This window comes from Lonsdalea quercina (assembly GCF_900107885.1).
GTDB lineage: Bacteria > Pseudomonadota > Gammaproteobacteria > Enterobacterales > Enterobacteriaceae > Lonsdalea > Lonsdalea quercina.
The window spans coordinates 22,389-42,107 of sequence record NZ_FNQS01000009.1 but is presented as its reverse complement, the minus strand read 5'-3'; the positions used below and the strand labels follow the sequence as shown (position 1 = coordinate 42,107).

20 protein-coding genes and 5 tRNA genes are annotated in these 19,719 nt (G+C 56.6%); 18 read left to right on the top strand and 7 right to left on the bottom strand.

Going from position 1 to position 19,719, the window contains the following annotated elements; all coding sequences use genetic code 11:
* Positions 1-131: 131 nt before the first annotated feature.
* From BLU64_RS12695 to BLU64_RS12640, 12 genes are all read left to right on the top strand, one after another.
* Complete coding sequence (locus BLU64_RS12695) at positions 132-530, top strand: phage tail assembly protein (protein ID WP_342341536.1); 399 nt, start codon at positions 132-134, stop codon at positions 528-530.
* On the top strand, positions 481-612 hold the full coding sequence (locus BLU64_RS12690; protein ID WP_071999740.1) for a GpE family phage tail protein: 132 nt from the start codon (positions 481-483) through the stop codon (positions 610-612). The genes BLU64_RS12695 and BLU64_RS12690 overlap by 50 nt, the downstream gene beginning before the upstream one ends.
* A gap of 220 nt (positions 613-832) precedes the next feature.
* Positions 833-3,481 (top strand): phage tail tape measure protein, encoded by a 2,649-nt coding sequence (locus BLU64_RS12685; RefSeq protein WP_074728922.1) that lies wholly within the window; start codon positions 833-835, stop codon positions 3,479-3,481.
* Entirely contained in the window at positions 3,481-4,374 is an 894-nt protein-coding gene (locus BLU64_RS12680) for a phage tail protein (RefSeq protein ID WP_026741921.1), read from the top strand. Before BLU64_RS12685 ends, BLU64_RS12680 begins: the two co-directional genes overlap by 1 nt.
* On the top strand, positions 4,374-4,586 hold the full coding sequence (locus BLU64_RS12675; RefSeq protein WP_026741158.1) for a tail protein X: 213 nt from the start codon (positions 4,374-4,376) through the stop codon (positions 4,584-4,586). The genes BLU64_RS12680 and BLU64_RS12675 overlap by 1 nt, the downstream gene beginning before the upstream one ends.
* Positions 4,574-5,716: a phage late control D family protein gene (locus tag BLU64_RS12670; protein ID WP_074728920.1), complete on the top strand. Its 1,143-nt coding sequence runs from the start codon at positions 4,574-4,576 to the stop codon at positions 5,714-5,716. The genes BLU64_RS12675 and BLU64_RS12670 overlap by 13 nt, the downstream gene beginning before the upstream one ends.
* A gap of 186 nt (positions 5,717-5,902) precedes the next feature.
* Entirely contained in the window at positions 5,903-6,478 is a 576-nt protein-coding gene (locus BLU64_RS12665) for a phage baseplate assembly protein V (protein WP_026741924.1), read from the top strand.
* A gap of 383 nt (positions 6,479-6,861) precedes the next feature.
* The gene (locus BLU64_RS12660; RefSeq protein ID WP_026741155.1) at positions 6,862-7,209 is read left to right on the top strand and encodes a GPW/gp25 family protein; all 348 of its coding nucleotides are present in this window, start codon (positions 6,862-6,864) and stop codon (positions 7,207-7,209) included.
* Positions 7,200-8,312, top strand: a complete 1,113-nt coding sequence (locus BLU64_RS12655) for a baseplate assembly protein (RefSeq protein ID WP_074728919.1) — start codon at positions 7,200-7,202, stop codon at positions 8,310-8,312. Before BLU64_RS12660 ends, BLU64_RS12655 begins: the two co-directional genes overlap by 10 nt.
* Entirely contained in the window at positions 8,305-8,880 is a 576-nt protein-coding gene (locus tag BLU64_RS12650) for a phage tail protein (protein ID WP_026741926.1), read from the top strand. Before BLU64_RS12655 ends, BLU64_RS12650 begins: the two co-directional genes overlap by 8 nt.
* On the top strand, positions 8,880-9,944 hold the full coding sequence (locus BLU64_RS17905; protein WP_051625452.1) for a gp53-like domain-containing protein: 1,065 nt from the start codon (positions 8,880-8,882) through the stop codon (positions 9,942-9,944). The genes BLU64_RS12650 and BLU64_RS17905 overlap by 1 nt, the downstream gene beginning before the upstream one ends.
* The gene (locus tag BLU64_RS12640; RefSeq protein ID WP_026741927.1) at positions 9,945-10,358 is read left to right on the top strand and encodes a tail fiber assembly protein; all 414 of its coding nucleotides are present in this window, start codon (positions 9,945-9,947) and stop codon (positions 10,356-10,358) included.
* 256 nt (positions 10,359-10,614) lie between these two features.
* Here the strand turns inward: BLU64_RS12640 and BLU64_RS12635 are convergent, their stop codons facing one another.
* The gene (locus BLU64_RS12635) at positions 10,615-11,214 is read right to left on the bottom strand and encodes a tail fiber assembly protein (protein ID WP_074728917.1); all 600 of its coding nucleotides are present in this window, start codon (positions 11,212-11,214) and stop codon (positions 10,615-10,617) included.
* The gene (locus BLU64_RS12630) at positions 11,214-11,699 is read right to left on the bottom strand and encodes a phage tail protein (protein ID WP_026741929.1); all 486 of its coding nucleotides are present in this window, start codon (positions 11,697-11,699) and stop codon (positions 11,214-11,216) included. Before BLU64_RS12630 ends, BLU64_RS12635 begins: the two co-directional genes overlap by 1 nt.
* A 37-nt stretch (positions 11,700-11,736) precedes the next feature.
* On the opposite strand from BLU64_RS12630, the gene BLU64_RS12625 reads away from it, so the two are divergent.
* Positions 11,737-12,306, top strand: a complete 570-nt coding sequence (locus BLU64_RS12625; RefSeq protein WP_026741930.1) for a recombinase family protein — start codon at positions 11,737-11,739, stop codon at positions 12,304-12,306.
* Positions 12,307-13,087: 781 nt separating this feature from the next.
* Here the strand turns inward: BLU64_RS12625 and BLU64_RS12620 are convergent.
* The 3 genes from BLU64_RS12620 to BLU64_RS12610 form a co-directional block, all read right to left on the bottom strand.
* Positions 13,088-13,163: transfer RNA gene (locus BLU64_RS12620), tRNA-Lys, on the bottom strand.
* Between the two features lie 7 nt (positions 13,164-13,170).
* Positions 13,171-13,246, bottom strand: a tRNA-Val gene (locus BLU64_RS12615).
* Positions 13,247-13,296: 50 nt separating this feature from the next.
* Positions 13,297-13,372: transfer RNA gene (locus BLU64_RS12610), tRNA-Val, on the bottom strand.
* A gap of 267 nt (positions 13,373-13,639) precedes the next feature.
* On the opposite strand from BLU64_RS12610, the gene gltX reads away from it, so the two are divergent.
* The 3 genes from gltX to BLU64_RS12595 all read left to right on the top strand — a co-directional run bounded on the left by gltX (position 13,640) and on the right by BLU64_RS12595 (position 15,563).
* Positions 13,640-15,055: a glutamate--tRNA ligase gene (gene gltX, locus BLU64_RS12605; protein WP_074728915.1), complete on the top strand. Its 1,416-nt coding sequence runs from the start codon at positions 13,640-13,642 to the stop codon at positions 15,053-15,055.
* Positions 15,056-15,371: 316 nt separating this feature from the next.
* Positions 15,372-15,447: transfer RNA gene (locus BLU64_RS12600), tRNA-Ala, on the top strand.
* Positions 15,448-15,487: 40 nt separating this feature from the next.
* Positions 15,488-15,563: transfer RNA gene (locus BLU64_RS12595), tRNA-Ala, on the top strand.
* Positions 15,564-15,677: 114 nt separating this feature from the next.
* Here the strand turns inward: BLU64_RS12595 and ung are convergent.
* The gene (gene ung, locus BLU64_RS12590) at positions 15,678-16,364 is read right to left on the bottom strand and encodes a uracil-DNA glycosylase (RefSeq protein ID WP_026741932.1); all 687 of its coding nucleotides are present in this window, start codon (positions 16,362-16,364) and stop codon (positions 15,678-15,680) included.
* A gap of 355 nt (positions 16,365-16,719) precedes the next feature.
* On the opposite strand from ung, the gene grcA reads away from it, so the two are divergent.
* Positions 16,720-17,103, top strand: a complete 384-nt coding sequence (grcA, locus tag BLU64_RS12585; protein WP_026741933.1) for an autonomous glycyl radical cofactor GrcA — start codon at positions 16,720-16,722, stop codon at positions 17,101-17,103.
* A 164-nt stretch (positions 17,104-17,267) separates the two neighbouring features.
* On the opposite strand, the gene srmB is transcribed toward grcA, so the two are convergent.
* A complete protein-coding gene (srmB, locus tag BLU64_RS12580) occupies positions 17,268-18,599 on the bottom strand; it encodes an ATP-dependent RNA helicase SrmB (protein ID WP_026741934.1) in 1,332 nt (443 codons plus the stop codon).
* Positions 18,600-18,731: 132 nt separating this feature from the next.
* On the opposite strand from srmB, the gene trmN reads away from it, so the two are divergent.
* Positions 18,732-19,475: a tRNA(1)(Val) (adenine(37)-N(6))-methyltransferase TrmN gene (gene trmN / locus BLU64_RS12575; protein ID WP_026741935.1), complete on the top strand. Its 744-nt coding sequence runs from the start codon at positions 18,732-18,734 to the stop codon at positions 19,473-19,475.
* The last annotated feature ends 244 nt before the right edge of the window (positions 19,476-19,719 follow it).

Sequence of the window (19,719 nt, the reverse complement as noted above, 5' to 3'; positions counted from 1 at the left end):
TTTTGGCGAGCAGCACGATTGCGCCGACCGACGAAAGCGCGACAGAACGCGCCGTTCGGCTCGGTCGCCCACGGGCGAAGGCAAACGGCGCGCGCGGGCCGTCTAAGGCAGATAAATGAACGCGAACGTCGGTGAAACGCCGACCTTTTATCACGAATATCGGCCATCCGCCGTTGCGGCTGGCCCCCAATCACACTCTGGAGCACACGATGTCCGATAGCGAAAAGTACCTGTTGCAGTTTCCTTACTCCACGCCGGCCGGCGAGCGCCTGACGGAACTCACGCTGCGACGCCTGAAGGCCAAAGACCTGAAAGCGGTCATGAAACTGACCGACAACGCCTCCGACTGGGACAGCTTGCTGCTGGCTCGCGCCAGCAATATGGTGCCGGAAGATCTGGATGAGATGGATCTGGCCGACTTCATGGAGCTGTCCAAACGATTTCAAAAACTGTCTGGCGTGGTTAAGTCCGAAGGGACTGATGGAAGCACAGGCGCTGCTGGCGAGGTGGTTTCGGTTTCAGCCGAGTGAGTTGAATAACCTAACGATCGACGAGTTGGAAGACTGGCTGGAGATGGCCAGGGACCAGATTAAACGTGAGCACGGCGACTGAAGGAGGGAATACCAAAACACGCTCCGCGCGGCGTCGGACGAGACGGATAAATTGACGGGCAGACCCTGCCGACCGCCGTCCGACCCTCGCATCAGCCGCCGTCGCGCGGGCCGTTCGCCGTCCGCGGCCAACGTCGGTCGTTTTCCCTTCCTGCCCGGCCGGGCACACCCGAATCCCTCTCGCGATCCCTTTTTTTCATTGGCTTAAGGATAGAACGATCATGGCCAACTTCGATGAATCCTCTAGCGGGGCCGCCGCGTTTCGGCAGTCGCTGCTGGAATATAGCCGTTCGATGGCGTCCTTCAACCAGGCGTATCAACGCATGATGACGTCGCAGGTGCGGATGATGGAGTCGATGGCGCGGGCCGCGAGTCAGAGCGGCCGCCATTTACCGCGGTTGAACGACGACCTGCAAGACGTCAGCCGCATTCAGGACACCCTCACTTCGCAGCAGATCCGGCTGCTTGAACTCAGCGAGAAGTACACCGCGCTGTCCGAGCAGCGGGAAGCGCTGCGTGCGGACTTGTCCGAGTCCGTCGACAACGTCAAAGAGACGGCGTCCCCCATCGTGGACTGGGTCAAGGCTTATGCGGAACAGCAGGCCAGCCTGCGCAATATCACCGTCAGCAGCGGGTTGTCCGGCACACAGGAACAACAGATTGCCGACGCGCTGCGGGAGTACTCGCTGCAAAGCAGTCAGCGGCAGTCGGCCCTGACAAGCGGGCTTGAGACGCTGATCGAGGGCGGTGTCGACCCGATGAAGGGCAAAGACTTGCTGGGGGTCGTCGGCACGGCCGCTGCGGCCACGCAGGCGGACATCAAGCAGATGGCGCAACTGGGCGCGGCCTTCAATACCCTGAAATTTGACGGTAAACAAGCCGTCACCGGTGCGTTCGACCACATGCTGTCCGGCGCCAAAGCGGGCGATCTCGACGTAGCCTCGCTGTCGTCATCGCTGCCGGAACTGGCGGGCAGCTTCGAACAGAACGGCATCACCGGCGACGCGGCGCTGAGCCAGATTGTCTCCAGTTTGGCGGTCGGCAAAGCGGCGTCGGGCAGCGACGACACCGCTGTCGCCAATCTCAAAGGATGGCTGGAGAGCGTTAATAGCAACGACATCGGCGAGCGCTATGCGTCGGCGGGCGTGAATTATCAGGCGTCGATGGCGGACTACATCAAGCAGGGATTCTCCACCTACGAAGCCTCGCTGATGATCGGCCAACGGCTTATCGACGACAAAGGCGAGAAGTTCAAGTCGGAATGGCAAGCCGCCGTGGCGAAAGGCGATATGGCGACGCAGGAGCGCCTGATGGCGAAGTCCGGTCTGTCCAAGGTCTTCGACAACAACCAGGCGGTGTCGCATCTGCTCAATATGCGTCAGAACTGGGACGACTATCAGCAGAATAAGCAGGCGATGCTCAGCCCGGAGGCGGAAGGGACGATGGCGCGGGATGCGTCGGCGCAGAACAACACGCTGAAAGGGCAGTGGCAGCATATGCAGGTGGCGGGCGACACCATGAGTCTCAGCGTGGGCGAAGCGCTCGCGCCGGCGCTGATGGCGGTCGGCGACGCCGTGATGCCGGTGTTGGATGGCTTTGCCCGTTGGCTTCAGCTGCATCCCGGCCTGATTCAGGCTGTCGTCGTGGCCCAACAGGCGTTCTCCGTCTTCAAGGCCGTGTTCAGCGGGGTGCGTTATGCGTTGAACCTGTTGCATTCCGGCCTGACGCTGGCGCAGTCCGTCTTCACCCGTTTCGGCGGCGCGCTGAGGCAGGGTGTGCTGGCCGTCGGCCGGGTGGTGATGGGCGGTATGCGTGTGGTTTCAGGGCTAGTGCGATCCGGCCTGAGCCTGGCGCAGTCCGGCATTATGCGCTTTGGCGGCGCGCTGGGACGCGGACTGTTGATCGCCGGTCGGGCGGTAATGGTGTTCGGCCGCGCGCTGTTGATGAACCCCATCGGCTTGCTGATTACCGGCATTGCGGTCGGCGCCTACCTGATTTACCGCTACTGGGAGCCCATCAGCAACTGGTTCAGCGCGCGTTGGGAAGACGTCAAAAAAGCCTTCCGAGGCGGTATCGGCAGCGTGAGCAAACTGCTGCTCAACTGGTCGCCAATCGGCATCATTTACAAACTTTTCGCCGCCGTACTGAGCTACTTCAACATCAAACTGCCCAGTAATCTGAGCAACGCGGGCGGCAAAATGATCGGCGCGTTGTCGGCGGCCATCAGCCGAAAATGGGGGAGCGTCAAAGCCGTGTTCAGCGGTTTCGGCAGCTCGCTCAGTCAGTGGGCCTCCGAGCTGTGGGAAGGGCTGAAAACCAATTTCAGCGGCGGTATTGGCCGCCTGACCCAAATCCTTGTGGATTGGTCGCCCATCGGCATTTTCCACAAGCTGTTCGAGGGGGTTCTGAGCTATTTCGGCGTGGATCTGCCGGCCAGCTTCAGTGAGTTTGGCAGCAATCTGATCGGCTCGTTGATCTCAGGCATCACGGATAAATGGGAGAAGTTGAAAAGCGTCGTCTCGAATCTGGGCAGCAGCATCAGCGGCTGGTTTAACGATGAGCCGAAGGACGACGACAAGAGCTCGAACAAAACGATCACCCAACGTGAACACCCCGTGGTGACGCCGCCGCCGGCCCGCAAGACTGCGGCTGACGTCCCGCAGATGCCTGCGACGACCGGGGCCAACGCCAACGCGAAGGCCGGCGCGGGCGAGGGGCTGAAGCTGTCGTTTTCGCCGACCATCCATGTCAACGGCCAGCCTGCGACGGCGACGCCGGAAATTAAAAATGCGCTCAATCTGAGCCTGCATGAACTGGAAAAAATGATGCAGAAGGTGATGGAACAGCAGCAACGTCGGGGGTACGCATAATGTTTGCCGTATTGGGAGATATTGAATTCGAGCTGATCGCCTATTGGGACGGCTTCGAAGCGCAGTTCGGCGCGGATTACGCCGAACACGCCCGCATCGAAGGCAAGCCGGGCCTACAGTTCATCGGCGAAAAGCTGGATGAGATCAGCATCAGCCTGGTGTTCAACCAGATGTTCTGTACGCCGGACGTCGAGCTGGCGCGGCTGCGCAATCTGCTGCGATCGCATCAGGCGCAGGCGTTGGTCTTCGGCAACGGCGACTATCGCGGCTGGTTTGTGTTGACCCAGGTGCGCGCCACCAGTGAGCAGACCGACAAGTCCGGTAACGTGCTGGCGCTGACGGCGGAAGTGACGCTACGCGAGTATGTCGGCGACCCGAAAAATCCGCTGGCGGCGCCCGCCGTCAACACCGGCGTGCCGAACAGCCAGACGGTAGCGACGGCGACGGCCGCCGCATCCGGCATCGCCAGCGCGATCCGCACGGCGGTGGGCTACGTTCGCACGGCGCAGTCGGTGGTGAAAAACGTCTCAGCGGTAGTGCAGACGGTGCAGAAGATAAAGAACAATCCATCGCAGGCGCTGGGCCAGGTGCCGACGCTGCTGACCCAGATCGGCACCGCCGTTGAACCGTTGCAGAAAGCGGTGCCGGCGCTGGCGGCGGTCACCGCGACCTTCCCGGAAGTCAGCCGGGTGGCCAAGGCGGCGGATCAGGCCATCACCTTTGTGAAGAGCGCCCACACGGCGTTGTCGGGAATTAGCGTCAGTAACATCGACGACCTGTCGCCTGCGCTGGACGTGGTCGCCACCCAGCTCAGCGCCGCCGGTGACACGCTGGAGAAAGTCGCGCCGGTCGTGAGTTCGCTGACCGCCGCCATCACGACGAGGAGGATTTGATGTTTATCGAGCACATCACCACACAGGGCGAGCGCTGGGACGCGCTGGCCTACCGTTACTACGGCGATCCGCTGGGCTATGACCGCATTATCGCCGCCAATCCGCACGTGGCCGTCACGCCGGTGCTGGACTCCGGCATCATGCTGTCGATCCCGGTGATTGAACAGGCTGATGTCGTGCTGACGGAGGAGACGCCGCCGTGGCTACGCTGATCGCTCAACAGGCCGCATCGACGGCCAATCGGGAAGTGCCGCAGCCGATTTTCACGCTGTGGTATTTGCAAAAAGATATCACCAACGATATCGCGCCCTACGTCACGCGGCTGTCTTATACCGACAGCATCAAAAATGAGTCAGACACGCTGGAAGTGGAGCTGGACGACACCGATGGCCGCTGGATTGACGCCTGGTATCCGGGAAAAGGCGACACCCTGTCGCTAAAACTGGGCTATCGCGGCGACGCCCTGCGGGACTGCGGCACCTTCAGCATCGACGAGATCGACGTGCGCTCGCCGCCCTCGACCGTCTCGATGCGCGGGGTGGCGACCTCGGTCAAAACCGCGCTGCGCACCAAGTCCAGCCGGGGGTTTGAAGGCACCACGCTGGCGGCCATCGCCAACCGCATCGCCAAGAAACATAAGCTGACGCTGGTGGGCAGCATCGCGCCGATCCGCTTTGACCGCATCACGCAGTACGCGGAGACCGATGTCGCTTTTTTGCGACGGTTGGCCAGCGAGTACGGCTACGCGGTGAAGGTGACCAACACCCAGCTGATTTTCTCGCATCTCGGCGCGCTGCGCAGCCAGGAGCCGGTGAAGACGCTGACCCGCAACGACGTCGCCAGCTTTTCGGTGCGCGACACCATCAATCAGGTCTATGAGGGGGCGAAGATTAAGCATCAGAACCCCGCGAAAAAGCAGCTGGTGACTTACAAGGCCGACGGGACGCAGTCCACCGACGACAGCGAGACCAGCGCGGACACGCTCAACGTCAACAGCCGCACGACCGACAAGGACACGGCGGAGGCGAAGGCCAACGCGGCGCTGGACCAGCACAACGAACAGCAGGAAAGCGGCCAACTGACCGTGATGGGCGCGACGTCTCTGGTCGCCGGCAACAAAATTTCACTGAGCGGTTTCGGCCGCTTTTCCGGCAACTGGCTGCTGAATCAGGTACGACATTCGCTCACGCGCGACGGCGGTTATGTTAGCGAGCTGGAGATTGTCCGCGGCCCGGTCACCAAGGGCGCACGCACGGCGACGACCGGGCAATCCAACACGCTGTCCGTCTATCACCCTGATGGCAGTACCACGCAGACCACGAAAAAAGAGGGCGCATCATGATAAGAACGAACCATGAAGCCGTTCGCAGCGCGGTAACCCAAGGCGCTCGCAGGGCGTCGGCCGTTTATCAGCCTGACATCCGTACCACGTCCATCACAAAAAAAGAGGTCTGAGCATGATGAAAAAAGCGAACCACGCGAGCATTTACGCCGTGCGAGCACGGGCCAATCGTCAGGAGGGTGACCGATGACTTCGTTACGTGTCGGCACCGTGAGTGCCGTGGATGCCGCGGGCGTACGCGCCCGGGTGCGGCTGCCGGAGTGCGATAACCTGCGCACCGCCTGGCTGGAGGTGTTGCAGCGCAACACGCAAAATAACAAGGACTACTGGTTGCCGGACGTCGGCGAACAGGTGCGGGTGCTGCTGGACGATAACGGGGAAGACGGCGTGATCCTCGGCGCCATCTACTCCAGCGTCGACACGCCGCCGGTCGACAACGCGCAGGCCCGCGGTTGTACCTACTCGGACGGCGCGGCGTTCTATTATGATCGCGCCACGCACACGCTGACGGTCAACGGCGGTATTCAGCACATCATCATCGAAACGCAGGCGGACGTGGTGATTAAAACGCCGCGAGCTACCGTTGACGCGCCCGACACCACCTTCACCGGCAACGTGCTGGTTCAGGGGCAGCTCACCTATCAGGGCGGCATGGTCGGTACGACGGCGAGCATTCAGGGCAACGTCACCGTCAACGGCAACGTCAGCGCCTCCGGTTCCGTCATGGACGCGGGCGGCAACTCCAACCACCACTCCCACTAACGGTATGCGGAGAAGGGCGGGCAGAAACGGCCCTTCTCCGACACCCACATTCCACTCTCTCATCTCTCACCACCGAGACTCCACACGTTGTGCCATAACTCGACCTCCCCCTTGATCGTGTCCCCATCCCAGCACGAGGGGCGGCGGGAGAACAGCCTGTCGCCGGGCATCCTTTTTTGTCGTTTGAGGCGCGTTCTCCACTCCCGGTTTACGCCATTTTTCGACGCGTTCTTGCTCCCTTTTTGACCGTTTTGAGGCCGTGCTTCGCTCAGGCGATCCCTGGCTGGGCAAGGGCGGCCAACGCGTAATTTCCCGCTACGTCCCTCGTGCGCCTTTAACTGTGTTTACAAGCACTGGCGCGGGCTGGCGGGGATACTGAGCACATGAAAACGAACTCAATCTTCTGGCAACCGGCACTGCAACACCCCGGCGATTTAGTCGAGGGCGCCGCCGATATTGCTCAATCCATTTTCATTATTCTGCGCACCCCGCGCGGCAGCGACCCGCATCGTCCGGAGTTCGGCAGCGATTTGCATCGCTACCTCGACTACCCGATCGACCGGGCTATTCCGCACGTGGTGCGGGAGTCGGTTGAGGCCATCAAGCGCTGGGAGCCGCGCTGCAAACTGCTGGGCGTGAAACCCACGGTGGACGGCGAACATCTGACGCTGCGGGTGCAGTGGCGCACGGTCGCAGGCGTGGAACAACAAACGGAGCTGGTATGGCGTTAACAACAGAGCCTGTGTTTATCGAACGTGATGCAGAGGCGATCACGGCTGAAATGATTGCCCGCTATGAGGCGGACAGCGGCAAAACCCTCTATCCGGCGCAGGCGGAGCGCTTGCTGATCGACCTGATCGCCTATCGCGAAATGCTATTGCGCAGCGCCATTCAGGATGCGGCGAAACAGAATCTGGTGCGCTACGCGCGTGCGCCGATGCTGGATTATCTCGGCGAGCTGGTGGGCGTTTATCGCCTGGCCGCGCAGTCCGCGCAGACGACGCTGGCGTTTAGCGTCGACGCCGCGCCGCTGACCGACGTGCTGATCCCGGCCGGGCTGCGGGTCAGCGCCTCCGACAGCGTCATTTTCGCGACCGACACGGACGCCGTGCTGAAAGCCGGCGAGACGAGCGTCAGCACCACGGCGACCTGCACCGACGCGGGCACCGTCGGCAATGGCTGGCAACCCGCGCAGATCAGTACCTTGCTGGACGATGTGAGCGACCTCCTCGACCTGCAGGTCAGCAACCTGACGGCCACCAGCGGCGGTTCCGAGCAGGAAGATGACGAGAAGCTGCGCGAACGCATCATGCTGGCCCCTGAAGCCTTCAGCACCGCCGGTTCCCGGCTGGCGTACCGCTACCACGCGCTGAGCGCGCACCCGGACATCGTCGATGTCGCGGTGGTGTCGCCGACGCCGGGGACGGTCGAGCTGTACCCGCTGATGTCCGACGGGCTGCCGGATGAGGCGGTGCTCACCGCCGTCGAGAGCCTGTGCTCGGCCGAGAAGGTGCGTCCGCTGACCGATACGGTCACCGTCAGCGCGCCGGAACGGGTGGATTATGCCATTCATGCGCAGCTGGTCATCAAGCGCGGCGAGTCCTCCGAGTCCGTGAAAGCCGCGGCGGAAACCGCAGCCGCCGCGTGGGTTCAGGCGCGGGCGGCGACGCTCGGCAAAGACATCGTGCTCAGCCAGATCCTGGCGGCGCTGTCGGTGAGCGGCGTCTACGACGTCTCGCTGACGTCGCCCACGCAGTCGCTGACGGTGGAAGAGCATCAGTGGGCGCACTGCACCGGTATCGACATTGTGGCGACGGGGGTGTCGGATGAGTGATCTGCCGCTTCCTCCCCCGCTGGCGGGGGACGCCAGCCTGACCGCGCTGGCGAATCTGGCCGAGCGCTGGGATGAGCTGGATCTGTCGGCGCTGATGGTTTACCTCGTCGACATCGTCGACAGCAGCGCCCTGGACGCGCTGGCCGAACAGTTTTCGCTGAAGGAAGACGGCTGGGTGCTGGCGGAGTCGGAAGACGCGCGCCGGGCGATGATCAAAACCGCCATCGAAATGCATCGCTACAAGGGTACTCCCTGGGCGATCCGTGCGGTGATCCGCAGCCTGGGCTTCGGCGAGGTCGAGCTGATCGAGCATATCGGACGCCTCAATTACGACGGCGAACGCCGTTACAACAACCTGTTCGTGTACGGCGACGACAGCAAATGGGCGGTTTACCGCGTGCTGTTGCAACAGCCGATCACCAACGATCAGGCGCAGATGCTGCGCCGCACGCTAGAGGCCATCGCCCCCGCGCGTTGCCATCTGGCCAGCATCGAATATACCGCCGTGCCGATTCGCTACAACCGCACGGCAATCTATGACAATAGTTACAACTACGGGAGTGCCTAATGGCAGAGTTAACAGAAAAAGCCGAGTGGACCGACGGGATATACCAGTTGGAAACCTCGGACCCGGTGGTGGGCGGCCCCGGCGGCATATCCAACCGTCAGGCGCAGGAACTGGCCTACCGCACGCGTTACCTGAAAGACAATTTGGACGCGACCAGCGCCGGTCTGGCGCAGCATGAGGCCGCGGCCGACCCGCATACCCAGTACGCGCCGAAGCTGAACCCGACCTTCAGCGGCATGCCGAAAGCGCCCACGCCCGCGAGCGACAGCAACAGCGATCAGCTGGCGACGACGGCGTTTGTGAAAAGCGTGGTGGCCGCGCTGGTCGACGGCTCTCCGGCGGCGCTGGATACGTTGAAAGAGTTGTCCGTCGCGCTGGGCAACGACCCGCACTTTGCGACGACGATAACCAACAGCATCGCGCAAAAAGCTCCGCTAAACAGCCCAGCGCTGAGCGGTATTCCGACCGCGCCGACCGCCGAACAAAGCGTGAACACCACGCAGATTGCGACGACGGCCTTCGTGAAATCGGCTATCAATGCGCTGGTTGACGGTTCGCCGGCCGCCCTGGACACGCTGAAGGAACTTTCCGCCGCGCTGGGCAACGATGCCAACTTCGCCGCCACGGTGACGAACTCGCTGTCCGGAAAAATGGAAAAAAGCCAAAACGGCGCGGATATCCCGGATAAAACGCGTTTTCTCGAAAACCTTGGTTTGGGGGATTTGTCCAAAGCGGGGGTTGCCACAGGATTATTAGCGACGCCCGGCTACGCGATTTTACCTTTGATGATTAGTGGCGTGAGAAAGAATCTCATTGTGCAGTGGGGATCTTTGAGAATGTCTTCGATAGTGGTGAACTCATTTAATAGGCAAAAATTTACATTTCCGATCACGTTTCCAACAGCGATAGTGGCGTTATCCAATTCAATCAGTACTGGGATTGCTCCTGCTTTGTTTACAAGCTCGTCAATTGAAGCCGCAACTCAAACCGGAGCTGAATGGATATATTCAACCGCTCAGGAAGGTTTGGTACCAGTGGTCAGTTACATTGCGGTGGGGTACTAAATGAAGATCTATTACAGCGCTCACGAAAATGGATTTTACATCGATACGATAAACTACGAGATTCCTGCGGACGTGATAGAAATCCCTGAATCAACATGGAATGAATTACTGACGGCGCAGGCCGCAGGTAAAATCATCATGGCTGACAATGGTGGATTGCCGATTGCGACTGAACGGCCAGCCCCCTCTGCTGAGGAATTAATCGTCGAAGCTGAAGCGAAAAAGTCGGTACTACGTGCCACTGCAGATTCGGCTATTGCGCCACTTCAAGATGCAGTGGACCTTGGGATAGCGTCCGAGGGTGAGTCAGCGATGCTTAACGCATGGCGTAAGTATCGAGTTTTATTGAATCGATTAGATACAAACTCGGCGGCTGAGAGTGAAATTGAGTGGCCTGAGTCACCATCTAAATAAACGAATCCATCAAATAAGAGTCATCGTTATTTTGACCACTACGGGAAGGTTTACCTTCCCGCTTTTATATTGCGCCGCCGGGGCCATCAAGTAAGTAGTAAGTGCCAAGTCAGGGCTATCAGAGTCCCCGTCAACGTAATGAAAATAAGAGAATTATGCTTATTCTTAATTTTCCCCAGAGGGCAATATCACTATCCAAAGAAACAAAAGGCCAGCCTGTTTCCAGACTGGCCCCTGTAGAGCGCTGATGGAGAAATTACTCTTCTGGTTGCGCAGGCCAGCTCACGTCAGGGGCCGTTGATACATCGACGGCTTTGACCGCGGATTTATAGGCCATCCACGCCGACAGTTTGGTTTTGTCGCTGTCGCTGATATCGCCGAGCATCAGCGCGATCCGCCAGTCCGACGTCACGGTATCTGCCTCAGTCAGCAGCGTTTGCCGGCGTTGTTCTGCTTGCGCGATCTCGCCTTCATGCTTTGCAGCAACGTCCAACACCCAGTTTGTCCCGTCCCAAACATCGTATTCCGTCGCGGGCGCAAGCAGCGTGGTATTTTCCGGATACGCTCCCAGCGTCGTCAGCGTGATGGGTTGCCGGGTTTGCGTGTTGTAAACCGTTTCGCCGCGATGGTCGCTGATATATTCCCATGCGGAACGCTCGGCGTTTCTACAAATGGCGTATCCCTCTTTAGGCACCAGCGGCGCATCGAAACAGGAATGCGCGGGCAGGCCGACGCCCACCGGCAGATATTGTGTAGTCGGGAAATGATATTCACCGGTTAACTCATTAAAATGGTAGACGGTGATATCCCCGGCCACCACGGCGATCAGGTCATGATTCAATTCGGCTGTCGACATTATGCGGCCCTCACGATGTAGTTAAATGCGATGTTGCGGGGTCTTGTTTCATTTCCTCCGGTATTTCCCAACCAGACGTAAGTCCACGCTCGACTCCCTTCTCTAAGTCCGCCATCTACGCCTTCATTGTTTTGATCAGTGAAAGCAATGAACCTTGTTGTGGCTGTTCCATATTCATTAATGAAACCATGGTTGTGCGATTTGAGCTCATCGCCTTGAGCAGCGAGTAATGCCCGCCCGCCATCGACCCCGCGCCCACTATCCCAACCACGGATAAACTCGCCGCGCAGGTCCGGTAATTTGAGTTCCGGATACACCTGCGCCAGCTTCGGGTATTGGGCGGCGGTAAAGCTCGAACCGTTGCACTGGAGCCATCCCGCAGGGACCGTCGCGGACGGCCAGGGAATCGGGGTCCCCACCGGTAGCGCAGAGCCTTCCCCCAAACCAAGGTTTTCGAGAATGCTTATAGCGACATGATTTGCCACAATCCCCCGTCATCACAGCCGTTGATCGGGAGGGAAAATGGCAAAAATCGGCTATATGAGGGTGTCAACAATTGACCAATCCAACCATTTACAGCGCGATGCGTTAATTAGCGCAGGTTGTGACCAGATTTTCGAAGACCGAATGAGCGGCAAGGTCGAAAACCGACCAGGGCTGAAACGTGCGCTGAAGTGCATGGAAAAGGGCGATTCGCTTATCGTATGGAAGCTGGACCGATTGGGGCGCAGCGTGAAGAATCTTATCGCGCTGATCTCTGAGCTGCACGATCGCGGGATACATTTCCGTTCCCTGACCGACAGTATCGATACCGGCACGGCGATGGGCCGCTTTTTCTTTCATGTCATGAGCGCGCTGGCGGAGATGGAACGAGAGCTGATCGTCGAGCGCACACTGGCGGGCATGGCCGCCGCTCGCGCGCAGGGGCGGATAGGAGGAAGGCCGAGGGCATTGTCTCCGACGGACCGCGAGATGATCGGCCGTCTATTGGCTAATGGTTATAATCGACAACAGATTTCGATTACATACGGCATCGGTCGATCCACGCTCTATCGCTATTTCCCTGCCGGGAAAAAGACAGACGGTGCCTGAAGCGCAGTCCATCATCGTTGGCGAATGTTTGTGGTTTCCGCAGTCAATAATCAATGGGTTATCGAAAGAGGCGATGAGGTTCGGCCGGTTGTGACGCTTATGATTCGTGAAATCGACGTGGCCGTCCGCATGAATATGATGCCCGCTTCCCAAAGGTCATAACGCTGAAACTCGTCATCGCTCACTGTGCTCTTGGACGGGGAGCTACCGTAATGATGTCTCGGACACCCTATACTCCGTGACTTCTCCCAGGATTCATCCCACCCAAACGAACCGACGCAGACAATTGTCACGCGTTGAAAGGTTATATTGAAGTCGAGGTAGAGGAGGGCGAGCGTAACGTTGGAGGCACCAGAGTCGAAAATCCGCGGCACATGAGTGACGGCTTTTTCCTCTCTCCACAATTGTCCGGCTAAAAAACCGCCGAAAATCCGTTGCAACCACGGAAAAACCGTCTACCTACAGTTATCACACACCTTCCTCGAGAATTATTGTGGCTGGGATCAGGTGATAGAAGAGGCTAAGTTCTGAGCAAAAAGGGAATGGAGTATGGCTGCCATGAAGAGTCCAAAGTTTTAATTCAGTGCTGATGGTGGAAGATTTTGAACACAGGGACATAAATATATACTGAATATATATCAATATAATCAATTGATTGTGTTGATAGGTAGGGGGCTGTCTCGCTTCGCTCGGCTCGAATCTGAACGCAGATTCTCACCCGCACGATGCGTGCGATATGTGAGACGGAGGTGCTTATTGAGATTTGAAAACAAACTTGGGATGGTGGGTCGTGCAGGATTCGAACCTGCGACCAATTGATTAAAAGTCAACTGCTCTACCAACTGAGCTAACGACCCGCAGAAGTGGTGGGTGATGACGGGATCGAACCGCCGACCCCCTCCTTGTAAGGGAGGTGCTCTCCCAGCTGAGCTAATCACCCACTTATCACACTTAATCTCTTCACAGCGGAGCTCTTTACTAAGTAAAGAGTGGTGGGTGATGACGGGATCGAACCGCCGACCCCCTCCTTGTAAGGGAGGTGCTCTCCCAGCTGAGCTAATCACCCGCGCTGTGTGGAGTGGCATTATAGGGATAGTTCATAGTGAGTCAACGCTTTTTAAAACTTAAATGGTTGTTCGTCGTAAAATTAGTCAGAGAGCCGTATTTGTGTGCATTGGCGTTGAAATCGTAAGCATTTTGGCGGGACAGTGCCGGGGCAGGCGATGTTATTGCGTTGAGGAATCGAAGTTGAGTGATAGAATATTGCCCACTTTTAATATGAGCTTACGTCGGTATTCACTGACAGCCGTTGAGTAATAAGGCCGTAATCCCAATGAAAATCAAAACCCGTTTCGCGCCCAGTCCTACTGGCTATCTTCACGTCGGCGGCGCTCGTACCGCACTCTATTCATGGCTGTTCGCCCGTCATCAGGATGGCGAATTCGTATTACGTATAGAAGATACCGATCTGGAGCGTTCAACCCAACAGGCGATCGATGCCATCATGGATGGTATGAACTGGCTGGGTCTGGACTGGGATGAAGGCCCGTATTACCAGACTAAACGTTTCGATCGCTACAATGCGGTTGTTGATGAAATGCTGGAAAACGGAACTGCTTATAAATGTTATTGCTCCAAGGAGCGTCTCGAGGCGCTGCGCGAGCAACAAATGGCTAATGGTGAAAAGCCCCGTTATGACGGGTGCTGCCGTGATTCCCACGAACACCATGCCGACGACGAGCCGCACGTTGTGCGTTTTCGTAATCCGCAGGAAGGTTCCGTCATCTTTGATGATAACATCCGTGGCCCCATCGAATTCAGTAACCAAGAGCTGGATGATTTGATTATCCGCCGCACAGACGGTTCGCCAACCTATAACTTCTGCGTTGTGATCGACGACTGGGATATGGAAATCACCCACGTCATACGTGGGGAAGATCACATCAACAATACGCCTCGTCAGATTAATATTCTGAAAGCGCTGGGCGCGCCAGTCCCGGAATATGCACATGTCTCCATGATTTTAGGCGATGACGGTAAAAAGCTGTCTAAACGTCATGGCGCTGTAGGCGTGATGCAATATCGCGACGACGGCTTCCTGCCGGAAGCATTGTTAAACTATCTGGTCCGTCTGGGTTGGGCTCATGGCGATCAGGAAGTTTTCTCTATAGACGAAATGAAACAGTTGTTCACTCTGGACGCCGTCAGCAAGTCGGCTAGTGCGTTCAATACGGAAAAGCTGCTGTGGCTGAATCACCATTACATTAATAGTTTGCCGGCCGAGTATGTAGCGACGCAGCTGTCCTGGCATATTGAGCAAGCGGGCATTGATACGAGCAATGGTCCCCAGCTGAGTGAATTGGTCAAACTGTTGGGTGAGCGTTGCAAAACGCTGAAAGAAATGGCGGCATCCTGCCGTTATTTCTATGAAGAGTTCGACGCATTCGATGCCGACGCTGCGAAAAAGCATCTGCGCCCGGTCGCTCGTCAGCCGTTGGAACTGGTTCGCGCCAAGCTGGCTGCCATTACAGAGTGGACGCCCGAAAATATTCATCATGCTATCCAAAGCACGGCCGATGAGCTACAGCAAGGGATGGGCAAAGTGGGTATGCCGCTGCGTGTCGCGGTCACGGGCGCAGGTCAGTCGCCGGGTGTTGATGTCACCGTTCATGGCGTAGGTCAAAAACGCGCGTTGGCTCGCATCGAACGCGCGCTATCATTTATTGCTGAACGCGAAGCTCAGCAGTAAATCAACGATAGAAAACCTGCCATCATCGGACCCCGCGGGCCTATGCTGCGCGGGGTTTTTTTATGGGCTTGATGACATTGCCGGCGAGTTTACGCCTCGGTGATGCCGTCATTCTGAGGTGGTTTCGTCCCGACATGGGCCTCATTGCTCAACGTCTATCTCGCCGGTAACAGTCCGATGCAAGGGGATGTGATGGCTGCGTTCTGCTCACCTTGACGGCTTTTTCAGCGGTCGACGTAGTAAATAGATTTAGCCGTTGACACTACCAGTAGCGTTGCATATCATGCGCCCGTTCACACAGATATCGTGTCAGGACGGGGCTATAGCTCAGCTGGGAGAGCGCTTGCATGGCATGCAAGAGGTCAGCGGTTCGATCCCGCTTAGCTCCACCAAACTTCATGTTTGGGAGTAACTGAAATTTATCTATCGTGTGGGGCTATAGCTCAGCTGGGAGAGCGCTTGCATGGCATGCAAGAGGTCAGCGGTTCGATCCCGCTTAGCTCCACCAATATTCCTCCCCGTTTTTCCTCTGTCAGACTTTCTTTAACGCATCTTATCTTTCAATTCGGCAAGTTTTATAACGAAATGCCCCCGTTCGAATGAACGAAGGCCATCGTTACAATCAGTTTTCCTCAGGCAGATGCGGCATCCAATCGATAGGTGGTAGCCCTTGCTGTTCGAGCAGATGATTGGCCTGCGAGAAATGGCGACATCCCATAAATCCGCGGTGCGCTGAAAGCGGGGAGGGGTGGGGCGCTTTCAGTACGTGGTGGCGCTGCTGGTCGATAATGTTGCCTTTTTTCTGCGCGTGAGATCCCCACAGCAAAAAAACGATCCCTTCCCGATGTGAATTCAGCGCTGATATCACTTTATCCGTAAACGTCTCCCACCCCAGATTGGCATGTGAGTGCGCTTTTCCAGCTTCCACCGTCAGTACCGTGTTAAGCAGTAGAACGCCTTGCTTAGCCCAGCTCTGCAGAAAACCGTGTCGTGGAATTTCAAAGCTGGGAATGTCGCTGGCCAGTTCCTTGTAAATGTTGGCGAGAGACGGCGGCGCGGGAATCCCAGGCCGAACCGAAAAAGAGAGGCCGTGCGCCTGATTCGGACCGTGATAAGGATCCTGACCGAGAATAACGACTTTTACATCGTGAAATTCGGTATAGCGAAACGCGTTGAACACATCTTGTTGAGGGGGGTAGATCACTTTTCCCGCTTCTCGTTCCTGGTGAACGAACTTCAGCGTGTCAATAAAGTAAGGTTGTTGTTTCTCCTGGGACAGTACGTCGTGCCAGGTCAGGGTAGTTGCCATCAATGCGCCCTTGTCCATTCGATCAATCGGGCTAGCTTACCGCTCTATCCTGAAGAGGTAAAACCATAACCTGACTATTCGCGGCGTAAGCGTCGTTTTAACAAAAAAATTGAAAAAATATCGAATTTTTTGCAGTGAAGGGGAAATGCTAAAATTGATATAAAACAAAAGATTGATTTCAGGTGTGAAATCTATAAATGGCGTAAATTGATTTACATCAATGATTGTGCCGTGCTTGGCTGGTATACAGGTTAGCAGATTCAGTCGGGTTTACCCTGATGTTAAACAACAGGCAGATTTGTTACTGGATACGAGATCAACTTTAAGACTTACACGCCGTGCTACGGAGGCAATCATGATTACAGGTATTCAAATCACCAAAGCAAACAACAGCGCATTAGTTAATTCTTTCTGGTTACTGGACGATGAGAAATCAGAAGCGCGTTGCGTATGTTCAAAAGCGGATTACAACGAAGACCAAGTTGTGCCGGTTAGCGATCTGGGACAGTTCGAATATCGTGAAATTCCTTTGGAGCTGAAACCGGAAGTTCGCGTTGAAGGTGGTCAGCATTTGAACGTGAACGTGCTACGCCGTGAAACGCTGGAAGATGCCGTTCAGAATCCGGAAAAATACCCGCAGCTGACCATTCGTGTTTCTGGCTATGCCGTACGTTTTAACTCGCTGACGCCGGAACAGCAGCGCGACGTGATTACTCGTACTTTCACAGAAAGCCTCTAATCGCCAGCAACACGATTCAAGACAGATGAATTGTATAGAAAAGGGAGCCATCGGCTCCCTTTTTTGTTATTTGCGAACATGTCAGATACGAGAAGGCCTACTGATGTTCATCGGGCGCAGTAGGATCTACCTTTGAGCTAAGCCTCTTCGTTAATAAATGACTGTCACTTATTTTTTTCAGCCGGCTTTTCTGTGCTATTGCTGGGCTTGCGACGTTTACCGATATTCTTGCTATCGCGGTGACGCACTTTAGCCTTGGTCTTTGGCTTCTCTTTCTGCTTTTTCTCTTCGCGCTTGGCCAACACTTTTTTCGACGGCTTACCGGTTATTTTCGCACTCGGAGCACGCGTTGAAGGTCGTAGCTCATCGACCACCCTGGCTTTCATCTGCTCGTTTAAATAACGGCTAATTTTTCCCAGTAGCAAATGATCGTGCGCTTCGACCAGCGAGATGGCGCAACCTTTACGTCCGGCACGCCCGGTACGGCCAATGCGGTGCAGATAGGTATCTGCGGTACGTGGCAGGTCGAAGTTGAATACATGGCTGACATCATTAATGTCCAGCCCGCGGGCGGCGATGTCGGTTGCCACCAGCACATTGACTCGGCCGTCGCTAAGACGTTTAATCGCCTCGTTGCGTTTAGCCTGCACCATCTCGCCTTCCAGATAGCAGGTCTCAATACCGGCTTCACGCAGCCAGGCGACCATTTCATGAACACGCTCACGTTTACGAACAAAGACGATGGAGCGAGTCACCTCCGGCTGTTTCAGCAGATGACACAACAACGCGGTTTTATGCTGGAGATCGTCGGCACGGTAGTACCATTGCTGGATTTTTTTACGCTCGCGACGAGAGGGATCGGCCTCGACCTCTACTGGTTCTTTCAACAGGCGTTCAGCAAAATCCTTAATCGCATCGCCTTCTAACGTCGCAGAAAACAACAATGTCTGTTTACGCCAGCGAGTCTCCCCTGCGATATGTTCGATATCCTGCGCGAATCCCATGTCGAGCATGCGATCGGCTTCATCCAGGATCAGCGTTTCCACCGCGCGGCAGTCGAAGTTTTCTTCTTTAATGTATTGCAGCAAGCGACCGGTCGTTGCGACGACGATATCCTGATTCTCGCTGAAGACTTCGGCATGATTCATATAGGCAACGCCACCCGTAATGGTAGCGATATCCAGATGCGTCTGGGCGGCCAGGATTTTTGCCTGTTCGGCGACTTGCATTGCCAATTCCCGCGTAGGCGTCAGAATCAGTATGCGCGGCGGCCCGGATTTTTTACGTGGGAAGTCGAGCAGATGCTGCAATGCCGGTAGCAGATAGGCGGCCGTTTTCCCGGTTCCTGTTGGTGCAGAGCCTAGAACGTCCCGTCCGTCCATCGCTGGAGGAATGGCGGCAGCCTGAATTGCCGTTGGGCGGGAGAACCCCATATCCTGCAGGGCGTTAAGCAGGCTTTCATCAAGATCAAACTCGGAAAAATTGGTCGCTGTCATTATCTACCTCTATTTGGGGCGCCGATTATAGACTCATTGGCCCGGTTGTTCATCTCTTTAAGCGATGCAGATGACTTTTACTGCGTCAGCGTTTCTCCTATGCTACCGCGGTTTAACAGGAAAAGACGTAAAATGACTCAGCCTTTATCGACGCCGGCGATACGTTCCGGCGGATTCACCTTTAAACAATTTTTCGTGGCGCACGATCGCTGCGCGATGAAAGTCGGGACGGACGGGATTCTGCTTGGCGCATGGGCGCCGCTGCCGAAAGAGGGACGTCTATTGGATATCGGCTGCGGTTCAGGATTGATTACGCTGATGTTAGCGCAGCGCACAGAAGGCCAGCTGGCGGTGGATGGTGTGGAGCTGGACGCCGCCGCAGGACAACAGGCGAGGGAGAACGCAGTGGCTTCTCCTTGGCGCGAGCAGGTGACCATTCACACAACTGATATCGCCGACTTCGTAGGACGAACCCGCGAACGCTACGCATTGATTGTTAGCAATCCCCCCTATTTTGCTCCGGGAGTCAGCTGTCGTTCGGAGTCACGCGCTCAGGCCCGCTATACTACCTCTTTGACTCATCAAGAGTTATTGCGTTGCGCCAAAGCGAAGCTGACGGCTGAGGGGCTTTTTTGTGTGGTGTTGCCCTGCGATGTCGCGGAGGGGGTTGTGCCACTGGCTGAAAAACAAGGATGGCACCTGTCACTTCGGACGGATGTGCGGGAGTATGCGTCACGTCCCGCACATCGCACGCTGATTGCGCTCTCACTGCAGCCGGGCACCCCCCGACGGTCTTCGCTGATTATTCGAGATGATGATGGTCAATATTCCACTGACTATCAGGCGCTGACTCGCGCCTTTTATCTGTCGATGTAACGCGTGGAAAGACGGTGTTACATATGCATAGACCCCGGAATAGCGGGATTCGGCGCACGTGAGGGGGGGAAGTGTGGTACAACTAGCCGCAAGAGTTGAGGCGGGGCTGGTACTGAAAACTACACTAGCGATCACACAAACTAGAAAAGACTTTTAAAACGGAACTTAATGATGTGTATGGACTCCAAGCGAGTGCTTGCTCAAAGATTTAGAACGTGGCTGGCATTACGTAACCTAGGCGTGG